12 protein-coding genes are annotated in these 18,528 nt (G+C 55.9%); 5 read left to right on the top strand and 7 right to left on the bottom strand.

The features are described 5' to 3' along the window. The 3 genes from F7D08_RS08725 to F7D08_RS09765 form a co-directional block, all read right to left on the bottom strand. Positions 1-154, bottom strand: a 154-nt coding sequence (locus F7D08_RS08725; RefSeq protein ID WP_152209746.1) for an NAD-dependent epimerase/dehydratase family protein, incomplete at its 3' end; no start/stop codon positions are given. Positions 155-290: 136 nt separating this feature from the next. After that, positions 291-1,040, bottom strand: a complete 750-nt coding sequence (locus tag F7D08_RS08720) for a glycosyltransferase family 2 protein (protein WP_152210248.1) — start codon at positions 1,038-1,040, stop codon at positions 291-293. Between the two features lie 245 nt (positions 1,041-1,285). Beyond that, complete coding sequence (locus tag F7D08_RS09765) at positions 1,286-4,468, bottom strand: RICIN domain-containing protein (RefSeq protein ID WP_193316274.1); 3,183 nt, start codon at positions 4,466-4,468, stop codon at positions 1,286-1,288. Between the two features lie 149 nt (positions 4,469-4,617). Here F7D08_RS09765 and F7D08_RS08710 point away from each other — a divergent pair, with 149 nt between their 5' ends. Both F7D08_RS08710 and F7D08_RS08705 read left to right on the top strand, forming a co-directional pair. Beyond that, positions 4,618-6,456: a DUF6541 family protein gene (locus tag F7D08_RS08710; protein ID WP_152210247.1), complete on the top strand. Its 1,839-nt coding sequence runs from the start codon at positions 4,618-4,620 to the stop codon at positions 6,454-6,456. 20 nt (positions 6,457-6,476) lie between these two features. Then, a complete protein-coding gene (locus tag F7D08_RS08705) occupies positions 6,477-7,592 on the top strand; it encodes an acyltransferase family protein (protein ID WP_152210246.1) in 1,116 nt (371 codons plus the stop codon). Between the two features lie 54 nt (positions 7,593-7,646). On the opposite strand, the gene F7D08_RS08700 is transcribed toward F7D08_RS08705, so the two are convergent. Continuing rightward, positions 7,647-9,905, bottom strand: coding sequence for a DUF4012 domain-containing protein (locus F7D08_RS08700; protein WP_152210245.1), 2,259 nt, complete (start codon positions 9,903-9,905; stop codon positions 7,647-7,649). 325 nt (positions 9,906-10,230) lie between these two features. Between F7D08_RS08700 and F7D08_RS08695 the strand changes: the two genes are divergently transcribed. The 3 genes from F7D08_RS08695 to F7D08_RS08685 all read left to right on the top strand — a co-directional run bounded on the left by F7D08_RS08695 (position 10,231) and on the right by F7D08_RS08685 (position 13,934). Next, the gene (locus F7D08_RS08695) at positions 10,231-11,643 is read left to right on the top strand and encodes an ABC transporter permease (RefSeq protein ID WP_152210244.1); all 1,413 of its coding nucleotides are present in this window, start codon (positions 10,231-10,233) and stop codon (positions 11,641-11,643) included. After that, a complete protein-coding gene (locus tag F7D08_RS09760) occupies positions 11,640-12,881 on the top strand; it encodes an ATP-binding cassette domain-containing protein (protein WP_193316272.1) in 1,242 nt (413 codons plus the stop codon). The genes F7D08_RS08695 and F7D08_RS09760 overlap by 4 nt, the downstream gene beginning before the upstream one ends. A 342-nt stretch (positions 12,882-13,223) precedes the next feature. Beyond that, a complete protein-coding gene (locus F7D08_RS08685) occupies positions 13,224-13,934 on the top strand; it encodes an HD domain-containing protein (protein ID WP_152210243.1) in 711 nt (236 codons plus the stop codon). Positions 13,935-13,942: 8 nt separating this feature from the next. Here F7D08_RS08685 and F7D08_RS08680 read toward each other — a convergent pair whose 3' ends face one another. The 3 genes from F7D08_RS08680 to F7D08_RS08670 all read right to left on the bottom strand — a co-directional run bounded on the left by F7D08_RS08680 (position 13,943) and on the right by F7D08_RS08670 (position 18,493). Further along, positions 13,943-14,803: a class II glutamine amidotransferase gene (locus F7D08_RS08680; protein WP_152210242.1), complete on the bottom strand. Its 861-nt coding sequence runs from the start codon at positions 14,801-14,803 to the stop codon at positions 13,943-13,945. 68 nt (positions 14,804-14,871) lie between these two features. Next, on the bottom strand, positions 14,872-17,358 hold the full coding sequence (locus tag F7D08_RS08675; protein ID WP_193316271.1) for a KUP/HAK/KT family potassium transporter: 2,487 nt from the start codon (positions 17,356-17,358) through the stop codon (positions 14,872-14,874). 178 nt (positions 17,359-17,536) lie between these two features. Further along, positions 17,537-18,493: a TatD family hydrolase gene (locus F7D08_RS08670; protein ID WP_152210241.1), complete on the bottom strand. Its 957-nt coding sequence runs from the start codon at positions 18,491-18,493 to the stop codon at positions 17,537-17,539. Between the last annotated feature and the right edge of the window lie 35 nt (positions 18,494-18,528).

Raw genomic sequence — 18,528 nt, 5'->3', positions numbered from 1 at the left:
TGATGTTCTCCAGATTGCCCGCATACGTCAACGCATCCAGGACCGTCACATGCACGTCCGGATGATTGTTATACACGTAATGAACGAAATTCGAACCGATGAAACCACAACCACCAGTCACAATAATATTATGAGGAGTAAATTCTTCAGACATACAATCATGTTATGTCAACGACAAGAAAACATGAATTCTGCCTAGATGATTCTCTCATAAACTAATTCCTGTGGGCAAAACTCTTTAGATATCATCACATTCGTCTGATGGCAAACAATCAATGCATGGCTTCATGCTAATCACACGGTTGAATGCCATTTCTTTTTACAAATCGATTCCGCGCAATCCAAAACAGATGCCTTAAGCCAGTCTTAAAGTAATTCTGCTTTGTCTCTCCATAACGCATTTTCTGCGTAATCTTCAGTTCCTTAAATTTTGTTCCTAAAGCTTCGTAAGCATTTAACTTGATTTGCGGAGATAAATTCCAATCACCTTCGGTCAAATGAAGCTGCGCCACAACATCCTTAGTGAAAATCCACATGCCGGAAAGCGAATCATGAATTCGCAAACCGTACAGCAAGGCAATTTCGATATTCAACGCCCTAACACCGAGCTGCAGTTTCGCTGGAATCTGCTTGTCAGGATAGCGTGTACAAGAAACAAAAGATATGTCCTTGTCTTGCATCATGCGCCATAAGCGAGGGACATCCTCAACTGGATACGTACCATCAGAATCAGCACATACAATAATGTCGCTTTCCGCGGCATCGATACCCGTCATATGCGCATAACCATAGCCAATACCATTAACAGTGCGATTATCCTGCAACATCTTGAACCGAGGAACACGTCCTTGTATGCGAGTTCCTACCTCAACAGTATCGTCAGTGGATTTATTGCTCACACAGATTATTTCATCAAAGAAATCTGGAATCTCATCAATAAGTACCTCAAGAAACGAAGCCTCGTTACGACAAGGCATAACGAGAGAAACGGTTCTACCATCCAGCATGACTTCTCTTTCCTCAATGACATTTTCTCTCATTTTAATATACAACCAATGCCATAAGAACCGTTCCAGTAGCTATACGGCCACCATGGCGGCAATTTTCATACAAGCATCCCATGGCGAAGAACCTAATAAACGCTATCGGGAAGAAACCCGCACCAGCAGTGCTCTAGACGGAGTAATTCAACGTATTAGACAGGGATATGGTCTAATCTTAGTTACATCACGACTAGGCCCTATACTACATAAATGCGAATCGGGACGAGTATTAAGCCAGAACGCTACTCCTTTTCAATTCTCCAATGCTGGTTGCCTTGTCCATTGTTCCGATAAGTGATGATATGGCCACCTGGCGTGGTTTGCATACCATATATGTCGAGAGCCTTGTCATTCATCGAGCTGAGGATGGTGTATGACCCATCAGCATGACCCTGCAAATACCACAGTTGATTTCTGTTACCACCGGTCCACGGATATTGAATAACCGTAGCCCCATCTGCATCAGCCATCGCACGTATATCCAATAGCAATCCCGAATGACGTGCTTTTATAGCATACAGTCCATTCCCCTTAGAGACAAAGGAGAACCTCTGATTCCTGCCCTTCGTTGGGGTCCAAGTGTCAACCTCCGCGCCTGGATAAGGACTCATCGCTTTGATATCCAATCGATTACCTCGAGCAAAATCACTAGAAATCACACGAGTGCCATCAAGCTTGACCTGTTGTAATAAACGAAAACGCTGCTGGGATCCGCCATTGATTCCCCACAAATCTAGCTCAGTACCATCCTTCGTATTCATTGCAGGCACATCCAGAACCTTGCCATTTGACTCAGAAAGAACCGGAGTAATGTAGTACAAACCATTTGATGTTTTGTACATATGCCACTGCTGATGCGAGTCAGAAGCATTAACATCCTGCCATATAGGGGAATCTCCATTTACGACATTTGTAGAGGATACTGCCAGTGCTTTGCCGTTTGATCTGGAAATCAACGTATATGTATCGTTTGAATTTTTCTTTATTTGATACAGTTGATTCGCATTGTTTTTCGCTCGGCCAATGACCACTTTATTACCCATCGTAGAAACATAATGTCCGGTCAACGCAGATTCCAAGAAATAATCGCCATCAACGACATCTGCTGACTTCTTACCATAACGGGACCAGTTAATGGAAGCAGGGCGGGAAGTGCTCTGTTTAATTGACCATTTTTGGTTCTCTTGCCCCTTATACCGATAAGTAATAACCGCTGCGCCCGCGTCCTTACTCATTCCTTTGATATCAAGAGCTTTATTACTCAGCAAACTAAGAATAGCGTAATCGCCTTTGCGATCTCCTTGTAGATACCATAGTTGGTTTGAAGCACCAGTCCACCGATATTGAATAACTCGTCCTCCATCTCCAGCATCGGCACCATAGATATCCAAATATTTGTTTGAATGCACAGCCTTAATCGCAAATAGTCCATTACCTTTGTCTTCAAACAAAAAGCTCTGGTTCAAGCCACCCGATGAAGTCCATACATCGATGTCCGCTGCGTCCCATACACTCGCTGCTTTCACATCTAGAGTCTTTCCCGAGGAGTAAACACTAGACACAGACTGATTTCCTGATAGCTGCACCTTCTGCATCAAACGAAATTGTTGTTGCAAACCGCCGTTCACCGTCCATAATTCCAGACGTGTTCCTTCAGCAGTATTACCAGCTGCAACGTCTAATACCTTGTTGTGCACGTCACCATAGGCAGAGACGATATACACGTATCCATCAGAATTCCGATAGAAAAACCATTTCTGATTATCCCCACCATTGGAATCGAATTGGATGATTGAAGCGCCATCTTTCATCGATGCGGCTTCAATGTCTATAGCCTTCCCCGATGCCTTAGAGACGATTGTATACGCACCTTTTCCAACAGGTTTGATATGGAACAACTGGTTGGATCCATTTGTCGGTTTTCCAATAACTACATTCGCAAGATTATCGGTACTTCCTCCAGCAATTTCGATATACTTGCCAGCCAACGCAGAACCGAGATAATAGTCCCCTTCTGCAATGTCATCTACACGCGTCAATGTCTTAATGACATCGTCGCGCTTAGAATCGTATTGCCAAGTGCCAAACGCATTCAAATCCACGCGTCCGCTGATGCCGGCGATGGAGCCGCCGCTGGTGTATTGCCAGCCGCGGTCGTTGGTGGACCAGTTGGTGAAGCCCATCGTGCCGCCGTATTGCGCTACCCAGCGGGTCTTGGCGTGGATGCTCGCCTTGTTCAGGGCCGAATTGAGATATGACGTGTACGAATACACGCCAAGATTGGTGTAGCCGGCCGCCTTCAACTTGCTGTACCACGTGTTGACGATGCCCTCGTACACATTCGGATCGGTGGGCACGGAGTGACCGGTCCAAGTCCAATGTTCCAAATCGTAGAAGACCGGGTAGCTTAAATCACCAGGATTTACGCCAGCCTGGCGCAGCAGGCTCACGATATCATTGCCTTCATCGGCGGCAAGAGCGGAATCATAGGCATATGAATAGGTGTAGATGCCGAACGGGATGCCCAGGCGCTTGCACTCGTTGATGTTGCGCAACGCTTGCCCATCCAGACCATTGCCCGAGCCATAACTGATGCGGATGATCGCGCCTTCCACACCGGCGTTCTTCGCGGCCTGCCAGTCAATGGTGCCCTGATGCACGGAAACATCAATCACACCCTTGGCCTGCTGCACAAACAGACTGTTATTCGCATTAAAGAAAGCCGCAGTGTCGTTATAGGTGCCCCAGTGCGCGCCATAATCATTGTTCTGCAGCGAAGCGAGCTTCACGGTTGACTGCGCGGATTTGCTGGACTGTGCAGACCGCTTATCGCTCACGGTTCCGGCGGTGCCGGCTACGGCATCATCGGCGGTGTCATCTTCACCGTCAGTGGCTCCATTCGAACCATCGGCACCGGCTACGTCGTTCGGTGAATCAGTCGAAGACGAATCAGTCATCGTATCCCCGCCAACGGCGTCAGCACCCTTGACTTTCTCAACCTTCTGCTTCACTTCCTCCGCAGGCACAGGAATGAACGACTCGCCATCCGTCTTGGCCAATGGATCAGGCTGCTGGCTCTCAGTGCCCACCAGCTTCGTATCGGTGACCGTTTCACCGGTTTCGATGTTCTTCAGCTCTCCGCTGTCGTTAACCGCATAATCCTCCGACACTACGGTGTCGTCGTCGGTGATGCTGGCAGCCACCTTGTCCGGCAACGCGGCATTCGGATTGTCCGGCATGGCATCCGCAACGGTATCGTCAACGGCCTGTGTGGCGAACGGGCCCGCAGCGGCCTCCGTGACGTCGGCGTTCACGTCATTCACCGCATTCGCCGGCACGATACTTACCGCGCCAAGCATCGCCATGCTTGCGGCAGTAGCGACAAGGCCAGCCCAGCCTTTATTCATATGCTTCTTCACAGCCATCAGATACACGTCTTTCTGCAATCTCTCTTCAGTCCCCGCAATATGCTCTACCCCGTCAGTCTAGCGAGCGCCCCCAACTGGCTTCCTGCAAAGCTATTGATACGGCTACAGTCTCGTGCTTCTCTGACCTCATTACTACCATAATTTCAGTGAGCAATACTGTGGGAACAAGAATCACGCATACCGGTCGCCAACGCCTTGCCTTATCGCTGAGCAGTCTGATGGGAATCTGCATCGCGGCGGTGATCGTCTACGCATGGATGCCGAGCAGCGTATGGTCCATGCCATTGCAAAGTTCGGATGCGCCTGCACATTATTATTTCATCGAGAAACTATCCGAACAGGGTCTTGGCGCCGCCATGCATCTATGGCCCCATGGCGGATTCTATCCACCGCTGTTCCATATGCTTGCCTCATCCATAGCCGCTGTCGCTTCCCTGTTCGGTGCGCATATCAGCGTCTATGCCGCATTCAGCACCGCCTGGCTGATTTCTTCCGGCATGCTGTTCCCGCTTGGCATGCTGCTGCTGGCCTCGTATTTTCTGCATGATCTTGATTTGCCCATCGTGGCGCGCGCGGCCTTGGCCATTATCGTCCCCGTGCTCTCGGTGTCGTCGGCATGCCATCCCTACACACTGCTGGATGCGGGCCCGCTCATCGCCTATGGATTCGCCACTTCGCTGCTTCCCTATCTGATGTATGCATCGCTGCGGCTTATCGACGCAATTATGGCGAACCCCTTCAACATCAAAAGCCTGGTCATACAACTTTGCGTCACCGCGGCAACCGGCCTGGTCCTGATGCTTGCCCATCCGCGCATCGCATTCACGTACGCATTGCTCATACTGCCGTTCATCGTGCTGCGGCTCCCATGGAAATTCATTATTTCGGCATTCGCCGTCATCGTCTGCGGAGGCGGCGCATTCGCGGCGTTTATGCTCATCACCTTTAAATCCGAGCGCTATCTGCACCCGGAGACGTGGTTCCATTCGCATCAACCTTCAAAAACCTTGGGCCAGGCACTGCTGTTCGTCTTCCAGGACGGGTTGGAAGGTTGGGTAGGTATCGTCTGCTGTGCACTGCTGTTGATCTGCGCCGCGGCCAGTGTGGCGCTCACCAAACAATCAGCCCGTCGCAACGCCATAGCACTTATCATCGCCCTGCTGTTGGTGGCACTTGTGTACGTGCTGACCGTGACTTTCGTGGGAGCGCTGCCCAACATTATTTCCGCACCATGGTACCGGGACGAAAACCGCATCATGACGATGATTCCGCTGGCTATCGTTCCACTCCTTACCTATGGCATTGGCACGCTGTTGGCCGGTGCATCCCAAACACTGCGCGAAGCGGCATCATCCGCCGATCATTGGGCGCAGTCCGCACGCGCGCGAATCATCATCGGCTTGGCTGCACTCTGCATCGCGCTGGTCGCCGTCACCATCAGCGCCCAGTATGTCAATCCAGCACGCGAAACAGTCGCCGCCCACGTGCTGGAGAAAACCACCATCGCCGAATCCAATGGCTCGGAAATCAGGCAGCTTACCCAAGAGAAGCTGACGGTGCTGAAAAGCGCGGTCACTCGCACCGGCACAGACGCCACGATCATCTCCGATCCGATGAACGGCTCGATGTATGCCACTTCGTTGTACGACGCAACCATGCTGTACCCGATTATGAATCCACAAAGCAGCGGTCAAGGCCATATTTTCGCCGACGTCGAGCAGGCATTCGCCTCCGGCGATTCTCAACGACTGCTTACGACGGTATGTCCTATCAATCCGAAGGAACCAGAGTACTTCCTGGCCATGGGAGGTCAGGCCGACAGTCTTCAGTCCTTCCCATACAAGGCTCAATACGATACGTTCCATGACGCCGCCACCATCAACGGGTACGTAAGCAACGGCACACTCACCAAGGTCAAGGACTATAGCTCGGTGGGCGCGGACACCAAAGATTGGGCCCTGTACCAGTTCAACTGCGGCGACTGAGGATTTAAAGGAGAAGCAGCATGGAACAGCAGCATCGCAAGGCAGCACCTGGACGCATCACCTCACTGGATGGGTTGCGCGGCGTCGCAGCATTGTCCGTGGTGTGTTTCCATGTCTCAGGCATTCCGGCGGCGCGTAATCTCTTCCCGGGCATACCTTCCGTGATGATGTTCTTCATCCTCTCGGGCGTAGTGCTCAGCGTCGTGCCGCTCACCGACCCCGCATATTCGTGGACGAAATACTATCCTCGCCGCGTGCTGCGACTCGGCATCCCCACGGCTGCGGCAACACTGCTTTCGGTGCTCGTCGGCATTGTCGTGGCCAATACGGTCGGGCAGAACAACCCGACCTATGCCGGTCTGCGCTTCTCCCAAGACGGCAACAGCCCGGCGCAGTGGCTGTACACCGTGCTATCCCAATTTGATTTCATCTTCAACGCGTCCGACGGCGTCACCACTGTGGGCGGCTCGCCGTCCAACCGCATCGATTACCCCGTCTGGTCGATGACATGGGAGTTCTTCTTCAGCCTGATACTGCCGCTCGTCATTGTTCTCGCACTGCATATCACGCGGGATTGGCTGGCATGCGTATTGGTGACGACCTGCATTTTCGTTTCGTTCATTTCCGGGTATTTCCCATTGCGATTCGTCACCGTCTTCTTCTTTGGTATGATCATCGCCAAGCATCTTGGGACCATCCGCAATCGGCAACGTTCATTCATCACAGTAACCGGTCTGCTGCTGCTGGCCTTGCTGGCCATTGAGCTGCCGGCGATAGTGGGCTCGTTCCAAGATCTTGCACAGCATCAGCTGCTCAATGCCACCACCAATACCCTGATGTGCCTCGGCGGGGCATTGCTGGTCATCACGGCGGCAATGCCGGGCTGGTTTTCCACGTTCCTGTCCACGCGACCTATTGATTATCTCGGCCGGATTTCATTCAGCCTGTATCTGACCCATTTCCTCTGCATTTCAGCAATGCGCATGATCACCGGCAAGCTTGGCATCGCATTCTCGCTGGCTCCCATGATGATCGCGGTCGCGGGATCAATCGCATTCGCGGCAGTGTTCTATGCACTTGTAGAACGTCCAAGCATCCGTTTCGCCAAACGTGCGGCGAATGCTTTGCTTGCATAGTTAGCCGATGCATAGCCGGCTAACTATGCGAAATGCCGATCCCGCAACCTACGCTCACGCTATGGATGCGATGGACTTGATATCCACCGGGCAGGAAAGCTGGCCACGAATCTTATCCAGCGAATCCAAGCTACCGGTGAGGTCCTTGCTCGTGGTACCGCCCTCCGTTGAATTCTGCTGGTTAGCGCCGGATTGGCCGGATTGATCCGTGGAGTCAGAGGAGCTGGACTGATCTTGGCCCGCGTTCGCGTCAGTATTCGCGGAATCATCGCCGGCGGAATTGCTTTGGGCCGGGCATTCGTCGGTGACGTTCCCATTCGAACCGTTTTCAATGCCGTCCTTGTTCACGACCGGCGTGGTGATCACGTTCAGTGGCTGCGTAGCCGTGTTCTTGACGCGAACGGTGAACGCTATTGTTTTCTCTTCACCAGGCTCAATCCAATCCTGATCGAACGAAATGTACTGGCGATCATACAACACCTTGGAGCGGGTGTTCCAGAGCGTCGCATCCGCCTGCACGGCGGTGATCTCGCCGCCGTAAGGCGCGGTGAGCACAATACGATACAGCTGCCCGCCGGGGACTTCGGCATCACCTTCGCCGGTGACGAAACTCGGCAACGACTTGGCCTCTTCCTTGGTCATCGTGTTCTTCATGGTGAAAGTCACCGTGTACTCATCACCCATCTCATCGGTGGTCAGCGTGCCGATTCTGGTTCCGATCGCGGCCGACTTGATACGGTCATCCAAAGAGCCGGTCAGCGTGGCCTTGGTCGCGGCTGACGTATCACCGCAAGTCTTGGTCACAGTGGTGGAAGTTTTCAGATACCAATCCTGCTTGCCCTGCTGCAATTCGGAAAGATAGATGCCGGACTGCGGCACCGTCTCGTCAGCGGAGAGCTCGCCGCCGGCCTTATCATCGATCAGTCCGGTGGAAATAAGGGCTTCCTGCTCCGACTTATCCTTCATCCACAACTTGAAATTGCCATCGGCGGATGTCTGGCGGATAGCCTTGAGCAATGAGCCGGCATTCGAACCGTTGGCGTTATCAAGCACATGGGTCATGATTTCATGCGCGGCTTCGGACACATAATTGTTTTGGTCGACGAAATTGGGGTGCTCGACGTATAGGTCATGCAGCAGGAACGGCACCACGGTCGAGCCGTTCATTACCTTGCCGTCCGAAAGTTTCACCTCGCCGGTCGCCCCCAGCAACGACTGCAGGAACACCGGATCCAGGCCAATGACGCCGGCGACGTTCTTCCCGCCATTGCCCTTCTGATACGACCACAGATACTTGTTCAGCAAAGCGACGCGCTGGAACTCCGGATCGATAGTGGTCGTTGCGGGGTACTGATCGAACGTGGCACCGAACACATCACGTTCCTCCAGTACTGTGTCGTCCATGGCCTCGGGAGTGTCCCAACCATACGTGGATTCAAAATCACCGATCGTCACCTTGCCCTTATCGGCGGTGACCGCGGCGATCGTACCTACCATGCCGCCGGCGGAACGAAGCTCAGCCGGGTTTTGCACCAGTACGAGATACGTACGCTTCTCATTCTTTCCCAACAGCTGGGGCAACAGCTGAATCAACGCATCATATTCAGACAGCATGGAATCTAGCGTGTTCAGAGCGGATTTCTCGGCATTAAGCGCCAGCGCCACCTTGCCGATGCTCGGCTGCGGAATCTTATCCAGCTTGGCGATCTGCGCCTTGAGGCTCTGATGAGTGGACTTCATGATCTTCGGCATGCTCATCAGAGCACTGACATCCACCGTATTGTCTTTCATGGAAAGACCCTGAAGCTGGTTTGCCAGGTTCGTCAAATCCGTGAACGGCCCGTTGACCAGTGTATCCACCGAAGCGAGCATTTCACGCGCCGCAGTAATGTCACTGCCATAACGGGTATGGTCCTGGATGAAATCCCAATGCGGGGAGCTCAGTTCCTCATTCAGATCATTGGTGCCCTTCACCAGATTTTTGGCGGCGTCCGAAAGACTCTCATCACTGCCGCAGCCAAGGGCCGCGTTGGCAAGATTTTGCGTGGAAGTCATCACCAGCCGCGCACCATTGACCAGACGAGCCGCGGATGCCGCATACAGCGTAGTCACGCAAGTCACCGATGCGAATAACACCAGAAGCACCACTATGAGAACACGCGACCAAACCGGCTTCACAGTGAGCAGCAAGCGACCTTTGCGATTGACATGTTGGGCTCCCTTGGAAGCCTTGTCAGGTACGCCGCCCAGCTGACCATCGGTAACGGAAGAACTGCTGTCACGACGCCCATGACGCCCTGAATTAGGTCGCATGCTCACCTACTTCCCAGATTGAAGACATGCCTCTGCCATTGCAATGCACTAACTTAGCTAATGTCGCAGTATACCTAAGTTCGCAGAATTCAGGCCGGTTCTTCCTCTGATTGAGGTAAATCCGCTCACATTCGCCATCGCATTCCCAGAATACTTTCAGACTTCATTGAGAGGTATAACAGTAATGCGCAAGACAACGGTCACGAAGCGCAATAATAGTGGAGCCGTATTGATTAGTTTCGAGAAGTTCGAATGATTCGGTCCCGCGGCGCAGGTCGCCGCGAACCAGAGAGTTTCGGCTTAGGAGAACGGGAGAGGTACACACATGTTCGTCCTCAGCAACGCTTGGCGGGCTTTGACGCGCTCGAAGGGGCGCACGGTCCTGACCGCGCTTATCACACTGGTGGTCACTTTCGGCACTGTTGCCGGGCTGGCTATCGTGCAGGAGAATCACACCGCGCACACCGATGATTATGACGTGCAGAAGGCCACCTTGGCCGTGCGGCCGAGCGCCGCTTCCTGGAAGAAGGTCTCCCCCACCGATTCGGCGTCCACCAAGCATTACATGACGTGGACCGATTACACCGAGTACGCCACGATCATTCAGCAGGCTGGCGTGACGCTGGACTTCACGGTCACCGAAACCGTGCCGGCGCGTGTTTCCGGGGACCTCAAGGCCGTGAGCGGCGATTCGCTTGGTTCGGCCTCTGATGACAAGACCGGCGGCCAGCTCATCTGGCGCGCGTTCTGGACCAAGGATGCGGCCTCCGCCAGCGATCTGGGCACGTTCAAGATCGTGAGCGGCAAGAATCTGAGCTACGACAACCAGTCCTCCGACCCCGACACGACGAGCGCGTTGGTCTCCTCCGCGTTCGCCAAGGCCAACAACCTGAAGGTCGGCGATAAGTTCAAGGTAGCCACCGCTTCCGACGCTTCCACCACCTACGAGCTCACCGTGCGCGGCATCTACGAATACACCGCCGGTTCCACCGCCGACAACCCGGTGGTGACCGCCCGCAACCGCGAGAACGCGATCTTCACCAACTATCAGACCTTCGCCGAGGCCGGTCTCGATCCGCAAACCGGCGACTCTTCGGTCTCCGGCTGGAAGGTGCCCGATCTGAACGTGGTGTTCAACGCCTCGGATGCCGCCGGTTACAAGAAGCTCGTCAACACGTTCAAGAAGTCCAAGCTGCCGGCATCCGGCTACACGGTGTCTTCTCCCTCGCTTGAGGCCTATAACAAGTCCCTTGAGCCGCTCGACGCGGTGGCCGGCAATGTGAAGACCGGCACGATCGTGCTGCTCGCGGTGGGTGGCGTGCTGCTGCTCGCACTGGTGCTCGTTGGCGTGTGGGGACCGAAGCGCGACGATGAAATCGGCATGGCGCTGGTTTCCGGTGTTTCGCGTGGCCGTCTTGGCTGGCAGCTCATGCTGGAAGTGTTCTTCACTACGCTGCCGTTCTATGTAATCGGACTGGTGGCTGGCGTGTTCAGCACCAAGCCGTTAGCTGCCGCCATCGCTTCTGGCCATGAAGTCACCGCTTCCTCCTCACTGATCTGGCAGATGGTCTGGGGTGGCCTCGGCACCATTGTGGTACTCGCCATTCTGGCTGCGCTGCGACTGGCCTTCTACCGCGCCGATAAGCTTTTCGCCGCTGATGGCGACTGGGGTTCGGTGAGCGAAACCGAAACAATCGAGTCCGAATCCAACCACGATGATGCGGAGGCACAGGCATGAGCGAGAAGAACATCAAGGATCAGGAGAACCTGGACGACAAGTCCGAGGAGCTGGATGCCAAGACCGCAGAATCCACTTCGGATACGGAGTCTGCAACGGACGCCATCGATAAGGCTCCGGCTGATTCCATCCAGTTCAGCGTCATGTTTGATGATGACGACGCTGATGCGGACGAAACGGACTCCGATACCGCAGCCGGCACGGCAGACAGCATCTACAGCAGTCTGGCAGCCGCCGAAGCATCCGCCGCAACCGATGACATCAACAATGATTCGGACGATGCCGAAAGCAGCGCCAACGCAGCAGAATCAGCATCCAGCGAAACCGAGGCACAACCCAACGAAGCGGAGGCTGATGCGCTTGCGTCCGCCGACGCTTCCGCTGCGGTCACCGCTCGCAATGCCGAGCGTGTGAACGCAACCTTGGGTCTGGCGAAGACCGAGTCCAAGGATGATCTGGCTGCGCGCGAGGACAGGTCGCACAAAGCCGAACCTGCCATGACGCTGGCGTCGCGCATCGATCGCGTGCTCGTCGGAGGCGGCGCGGACGATGTGCTGCTCAAGACTTACCCGACCTTTGCACTGAACAAGGTCACGCTGGCTGGAGCCAAGGGCAAGGCACCCGTGCTCGATAGCGTGGAATTCGCTTGCTACGCCGGCCATTCGTACGCGCTGCTTCTAAGCGACGATGAGGACTCCGGCCTGACCGCGGACGTCAAGCGTCGTGCGCTGATGGGCGTGATGACCGGTCTGGTACAACCGACCTCCGGCTCCGTGATGAATAAGAGCGCGAATATCGCCGAACTTGAACCGGTGGAATTACGCGGACATCGCTTGGGCATCGTGCCGCAGCAGCATGCCCTGCAGCCGTATTTGGACGCCGAGCACAACGTGCTGTACGCCATGGAGGCCTCGAACCGTAACTTCCTGAAGCCGAAGCCGGTGATCGCACGCGAATTGCTGGCCAAGGTCGGCTTCGCGGAGGCCACGACGGGTGTGGCCGTGGGCAAGCTGCCGCTGGTGCAGCAGCGCTTGGTGGCCATCGCCCGCGCCATCAGCACGGAGGCCGAAGTGCTGATTCTGGACGAGCCCACGCGCGGCCTGAACGATGACGACACGGTCACCGTGTTCGCCGCGCTGGCCAAACTGGCGCACAACGGCGATCCGAAGCATTGCGTGATCGTGCTGACCGCCTCGCGCGAAATCGCCGAAGCGGCGGATACGTTGTTCGAAATCTGATTCGCTCAGCAATAGATAAAGCGGCGGGGAACGGCAATTCATCGTTTCCCCGCCGCTATCTGCTTTGCGAGGGGTACATCAGACACTTCGCGTATGTCTATCTGCTTTGCAAGGGGTATCCAAACCGTGATATCGCATCTAGCCGCGTTGATATTCCGCCACGTGTACCCGCCTTTACGCGTTGCAGATACCCCTCGCAAAGCAGATAGACATACGCAGATGTCTTCAAGTACCCCTTGCAAAGCAGATAGGCGCGTCTGACCGTATTAAACAAGCGGCATCGGAGTCCGAGCCGCGATATTCTTAGTGTGAATGCGACTACGATGACTGGAGCTGCGAGCTATGAGCGGATATATTCCCACGCTGGAGCAGATTGACGAGCTGCATAAGAAGATCGCCCCTTCTCAAGAGGCCTATGATCTCGTGCACACGCATTGCGTGATTGTGGCGACCATCGGCTGCCAAATCGTGCGCCGGCAGAATGCACTGTTTACGCGCCGCTGCACGTTGCCGGAAGGCGGAGAGCCCCTCGTCCCCTCCCCGGATGGTGTAACGGGTGGTCAGGTGCCGCCACGCCTGCTCGACGAGCATCTCGTGTTCATCGGCGGTCTGCTGCACGACATCGGCACCTATAAGGTGTTCAAGCATGACGGCACCGATGGCGAACCGCTGAAGTTCAGTGGCAAGAAATACATCCTGCATGGGCTCAAGGGTTACGAGTACCTGCTGAGCGAAGGCGTGGATGAGTCGATCGCCCAGTTCGCGCGCAACCATACCGGTGTTGGTCTGAATCGTGAAGCCGTCATTAAGCAGGGCCTGCCACTGCCTTCGGATGATTACGTGCCGGTGAATCTGGAGCAGGAAGTGGTGATGTACGCCGACAAGTTCCATAGCAAGTCCACGCCGCCGAAGTTCCTGCAAGTCGATGCCTACAGCGCCAAGGCCGCCCGTTATGGCGAGGAGAATAAGCAGCGCTGGCTGGAGCTGGTGGCCAAGTATGGCGTGCCGGACATCCCCGCGCTGGCCGAAAAATATCACATGCGCATGATCTGAACCCTGCGTCAGATGGAGCGCAGACGGAAGGTGCCGTTGCGGTTGGAGGCCACAATCATCTGATCGTTTTCCAGCTCGTTCCAGCCGTCCTGGTCGTAGCCGGACGAGGACACCACCACGCCGGCCTGATGGCCGTCCTTGTCGGTGAGCGCACGGTAGCGCATCACACGGTAGTCGCCGGCCTGCTGGCCACGGCCGTATTCGTCGTAGATTTCCACGATGCGCGGGCTGGTCTTCTCGCGTCCGGCCGCGCACAGTGCCACCATCTGGTCCTCTGACTGGATGATGCAGTTGTAGCTGGACTTCGGGTAGGCCTGGCGCAGTTCGCGCACCGCCTGGGCGACGGCCTCATCGAGCGGGAAGCCGAAGCCGATGTATTCCAGAATAACAGCGAAGAAAATGGCGGAATCCGAGCGGCCACCGGTGGAGAGCAGCACGCTGTGATCCACCGGGTAGGAACGGTTGGTCACGATATTGCGGCCGTTGGCATCGGAGATATCACCGTTGTGCACGAAGCTCAGACCGTTGGCATAGAACGGGTGCTGATTCTCCATGATGAGCGGCAGGTTGGAGCTGGCCAGGCGCAGGTGCCAGATGGCACCGCGAGCCGGTTCGTTGGCCAGCGCTTCAAACGTGGTATCAAAGCGTGCGGCGACCGTGGACTTGTAGATCTTCACACCGGTTTCCGGAGAGGGGGCGCCGCCATCGCGCACATACGGGGTTTCGGCCGGATTCGCAAGCTGGGCCACACCCCAGCCATCGTTGTGGATTTCCGAGAGTTCGCGGAAGTCCTCGACGTTCTTGGCGCCGAGGATGTCGTTGAGACTCAGGTCTGCACCTGCCGTCGCGTATCCCAGTAATCTGCACATAGTATGACAATCTACCGGCGCGATTCAGCGACGTGCGGTCTGGGTTATAGAGATTGTTTATAGAGCGCTTATTCGCGGCGCTTCTGGGTAAGATGCGCCACGGCAGTGGCATCGGCGCGCGTGAAATCGGATTTCGTTCTGGACTTTGGCACCGGTCGCTTTTCCGGGGAATCCATTGATGATTCCACCGCCTTCACCAATTCGCCGAGGCCGGTGGTGGTGTCCAATGGGTCCGGAATGGCTGCGGGGTCGGCTTTCTGGCGCGAAGGCATCGGCACTGGATGATTGCTTGCGTCCATGCGCTTCAGGCGCGGAGGCCGGCGTGTGGAAACGAAGAGCGGCTGCACTTCGACCAGCGGGTTATATGGCGCCAAACCAAACCATTTCACCGGAGAGCCGACCATATGGCGGATTGCGTACTTGGCTTGCAGCGAGAACGCGCCACGGGCGGAGACCTTGGATTCCGGCATCAGCGCCTTGTGTATCAGCACGTAGCGAATCGTGCCGATGTCCGGGTCCGCGTCGACTTTCGGATAAATTGACTTCTGCTTGGGCAGTTCGCCGGTTTTCGACAGATCATGCATGATTTGGTGGATGTACGCCGGAATGGATTGGGAGACTTTGAATCCCAAGCGGAAGCGCACGCGGAACAGGAAGTTGGTGCCGAAGTTCTCCACCGAGTATTCGCGGGTGAACGGTTCATCCGTGGTCTCCACGCTTACCGCCCACCAAGCGCGCGCACGCTTGGGGTGGTCGGCGAAGATGGAGAAGAAGATATCGGTATCGAGTCGCTTGGTTTCCGAATCGGAAGTCAGGTAGACGATGTTGTCCGCGAAATATGGGATGCGGAAGTCGCCGTGCAGCTTGTCAAGTGCGGGCAGGAAGTCAGCCGGCCGCATATGGCGGCGTTGCGCGCGCTCAAGCTTGGTGCCTTCGTTCCATGTGTACATCACGAAGAGGATGCCGAGCGTGAGCAGCATCGTGAACCAGCCGCCATGCAGGAATTTGGCCATCGATGCGATGAAGAACATGATTTGGATGGCCAGGAACACCACGGTGAACACCACTGCGCCCAAGCGGTGGCCATCATGCCAGATGTAGACGGCGAGCAGCACGGTGGTGGTGATCATCGTGATGGTGAGCGCCAAACCATAGGCTGCGGAGATGTGTTCGGAATCCTTGAAGATTGCTAGCACGATCAGCGTGGAGGCGCACAGCACACCGTTGACCACGGGGATGTACAGCTGGCCGCGCGTGCGGGCCGGGTACCGCACCTGCAGATGAGGCATCCAATTCAAGCGCGTGGCTTCGGAGACCATCGTGAACGCGCCGGTGATCAAGGCCTGGGATGCGATCACGCCTGCGGTGACGGAAAGTACCACGGCGATGTAGCGCACGTTCGGCGTCATCATTTGGAAGAACGGGTTGAGCGTTTTCAGCGTGGTGTATTCGGGGTTGCGGCTGTTGGCGAGCATCCATGCGCCTTGGCCGAAGTAGTTGCACACGAGCGCCACCTTGATGAACGGCCAGGTGAAGTAGATGTTGCCGCGGCCCACATGGCCCATATCGGAGTAGAGGGCTTCGGCGCCCGTGGTGGAGAGGAACACCGTGCCCATCAGCGCGATGCCGGCCTCATTGTGCGGGCTGAAGAGGAATTGCACACCATAGACCGGGTTCAGCGCCTCGAATACGGACCAGTCGGCGGAAAGGTTGAACAGCCCCACAATGGCGAGGAAGCTGAACCAGACCAGCACAATCGAGCCGAATACGCGGCCGATGGATTCCGTGCCGCGCGACTGCACCGAGAACAGCACCACGATGATGACCACGGTGATCATCAGGGTCAGACTGGGATTGTCGTCAAACAGCTGCTCAAGCGGCGGCAAGGTTTGCAGGCCTTCGACAGCGGAGCTGATGGAGACGGCCGGGGTGAGCACCGAATCGGCGAGGAACGCCGCGCCGCCGAGCATGGCCGGTATGGCGAGCCATGCGCCATACCGGCGAATCAGCGAATAGAGCGCGAAAATGCCGCCTTCACCGTTGTTGTCGATGCGCATGGCGATAAGCACGTATTTGACGGTGGTGATCAAGGTGATGGACCAGAACACGAGCGAAAGCATGCCGAGCACGGCGTCGCGCTGCACGTTGCCAAGCCCGCCTTGGCCGGAGAGGAAGGTCTGCGCGGTGTAGAGGGGCGAAGTGCCGATGTCGCCGTACACCACACCGAGCGCCACGATGGCCATGCTCCATGTGATTTTGTTCGGGCCGGACTGCAGGCGAGCCCACCATCGGCCTATGCGTCCTTTTGCCGCGGTGGAGGCAAGCTTCTCGGCTTCCTTGTTTTCGGCCTCGCGCTGTTTGGCGAGCGCTTCACGCTCCTCGCGGGTCAAGGTGCGGCGGGAGACCTTGGGGGCGTTGGTGTAGGTGTCGGCCCTGAGCAGTGCGGCCTCTTCCTTTTTGAGCGCTATGGCCGTCTGTTCAGCTTGGATCGCAGCCGCCCGCTTGGAATTATTCTGTTTTCGGGCGCGCGAAGATTGCCTGTCTGACTCAACCATACGTTCAGTCCTCCATGCGGGTCCCAACCACATCCCGCGAATCCAGATTCATCCCGTTCTCTATCGAATGATATCGTAGCCCCGTGACGAAACCTTCACAACTCGCAAAAACAAGGCAAATTGTCTAATTAATTTCGCGGCACCCCCAATGCGCCGCTTTTAGACAAACAGGAACGCTTCAGATGCCGTATACCTCGCGAGTGGTGGCTCTTGTGCCACGTGTCACCTCAGCTATCGGCTTATCCAACGCGTCAGCCATGGCCCGCAACGTATAGGGAATCATATAGGGCGCGTTGGTCCGTCCGCGATATGGCATCGGCGTCAGATACGGCGCATCGGTCTCCACCATCGCATGGTCGAGTCCCACAATGCGCAACGATCCGCGAATGCCGTCGTTGCCCTTGTAGCTCACCGTGCCGGAGAAGCTCAGGTACCAGCCTTGCTCGCGTGCGATTTGGGCCATTTCGGCGTCGCCGGAATATGAATGGAATACGGTCCGCTCCGGGGACCCATCCGCCAATAGAGTCTCGATGACTTCGCGATGCGAGTCACGGTCATGAATCTGCATCGGCAGTCCCAGCTCCTTGGCCAAGGCAATATGCGCGCGGAAGGCTTCGCGCTGCAGCTCCTTGGCCCCCTCGCCGGTGCGGAACAAGTCCATGCCGGTCTCGCCAATCGCCACTACCTGCTTCGGGTATTGCGCGGCCAGACGGTGCACTTCGGCGAGCGCATCCTCAAAGCTGGTGTCATGGTAGGGCTTGTATTTCAGTGGCAGTCCATCTGGGCCGGGGACCCCGCGATGCCCGTGGAGCACGGCCTCATTGGGATGTATTGCGAGCGCCGCGTGCACATTACCTGGATGATCGAGGGCCATCTGCACGGCGGTCATCAGGTGCGGCAGCTCGCAACCGCAGTCGATAATACCCCCAACGCCGACCTCCTGCGCCTGTACAAGCAACTGGTCCACATCGTAGACAGGTACGGGCGCCTGGCCTTTGGCTTGCGCCTCATGGTCCATGGCACGCGCGAATGGCACGACGGATGCCACATGCGTGTGGTCATCGATGACTTGAATACCTTCGGGCAACGGCTCAGGTGCGGGCGCCCAACTACGATCGCGATGATGCTTGCTCATGATGTTTCAGTGTATGCGCCCGTATTCCCTATGGG

It is taken from the genome of Bifidobacterium cebidarum (assembly GCF_009193305.1).
Lineage (GTDB): Bacteria > Actinomycetota > Actinomycetes > Actinomycetales > Bifidobacteriaceae > Bifidobacterium > Bifidobacterium cebidarum.
This window is presented reverse-complemented; position numbering and strand designations above follow the sequence as displayed.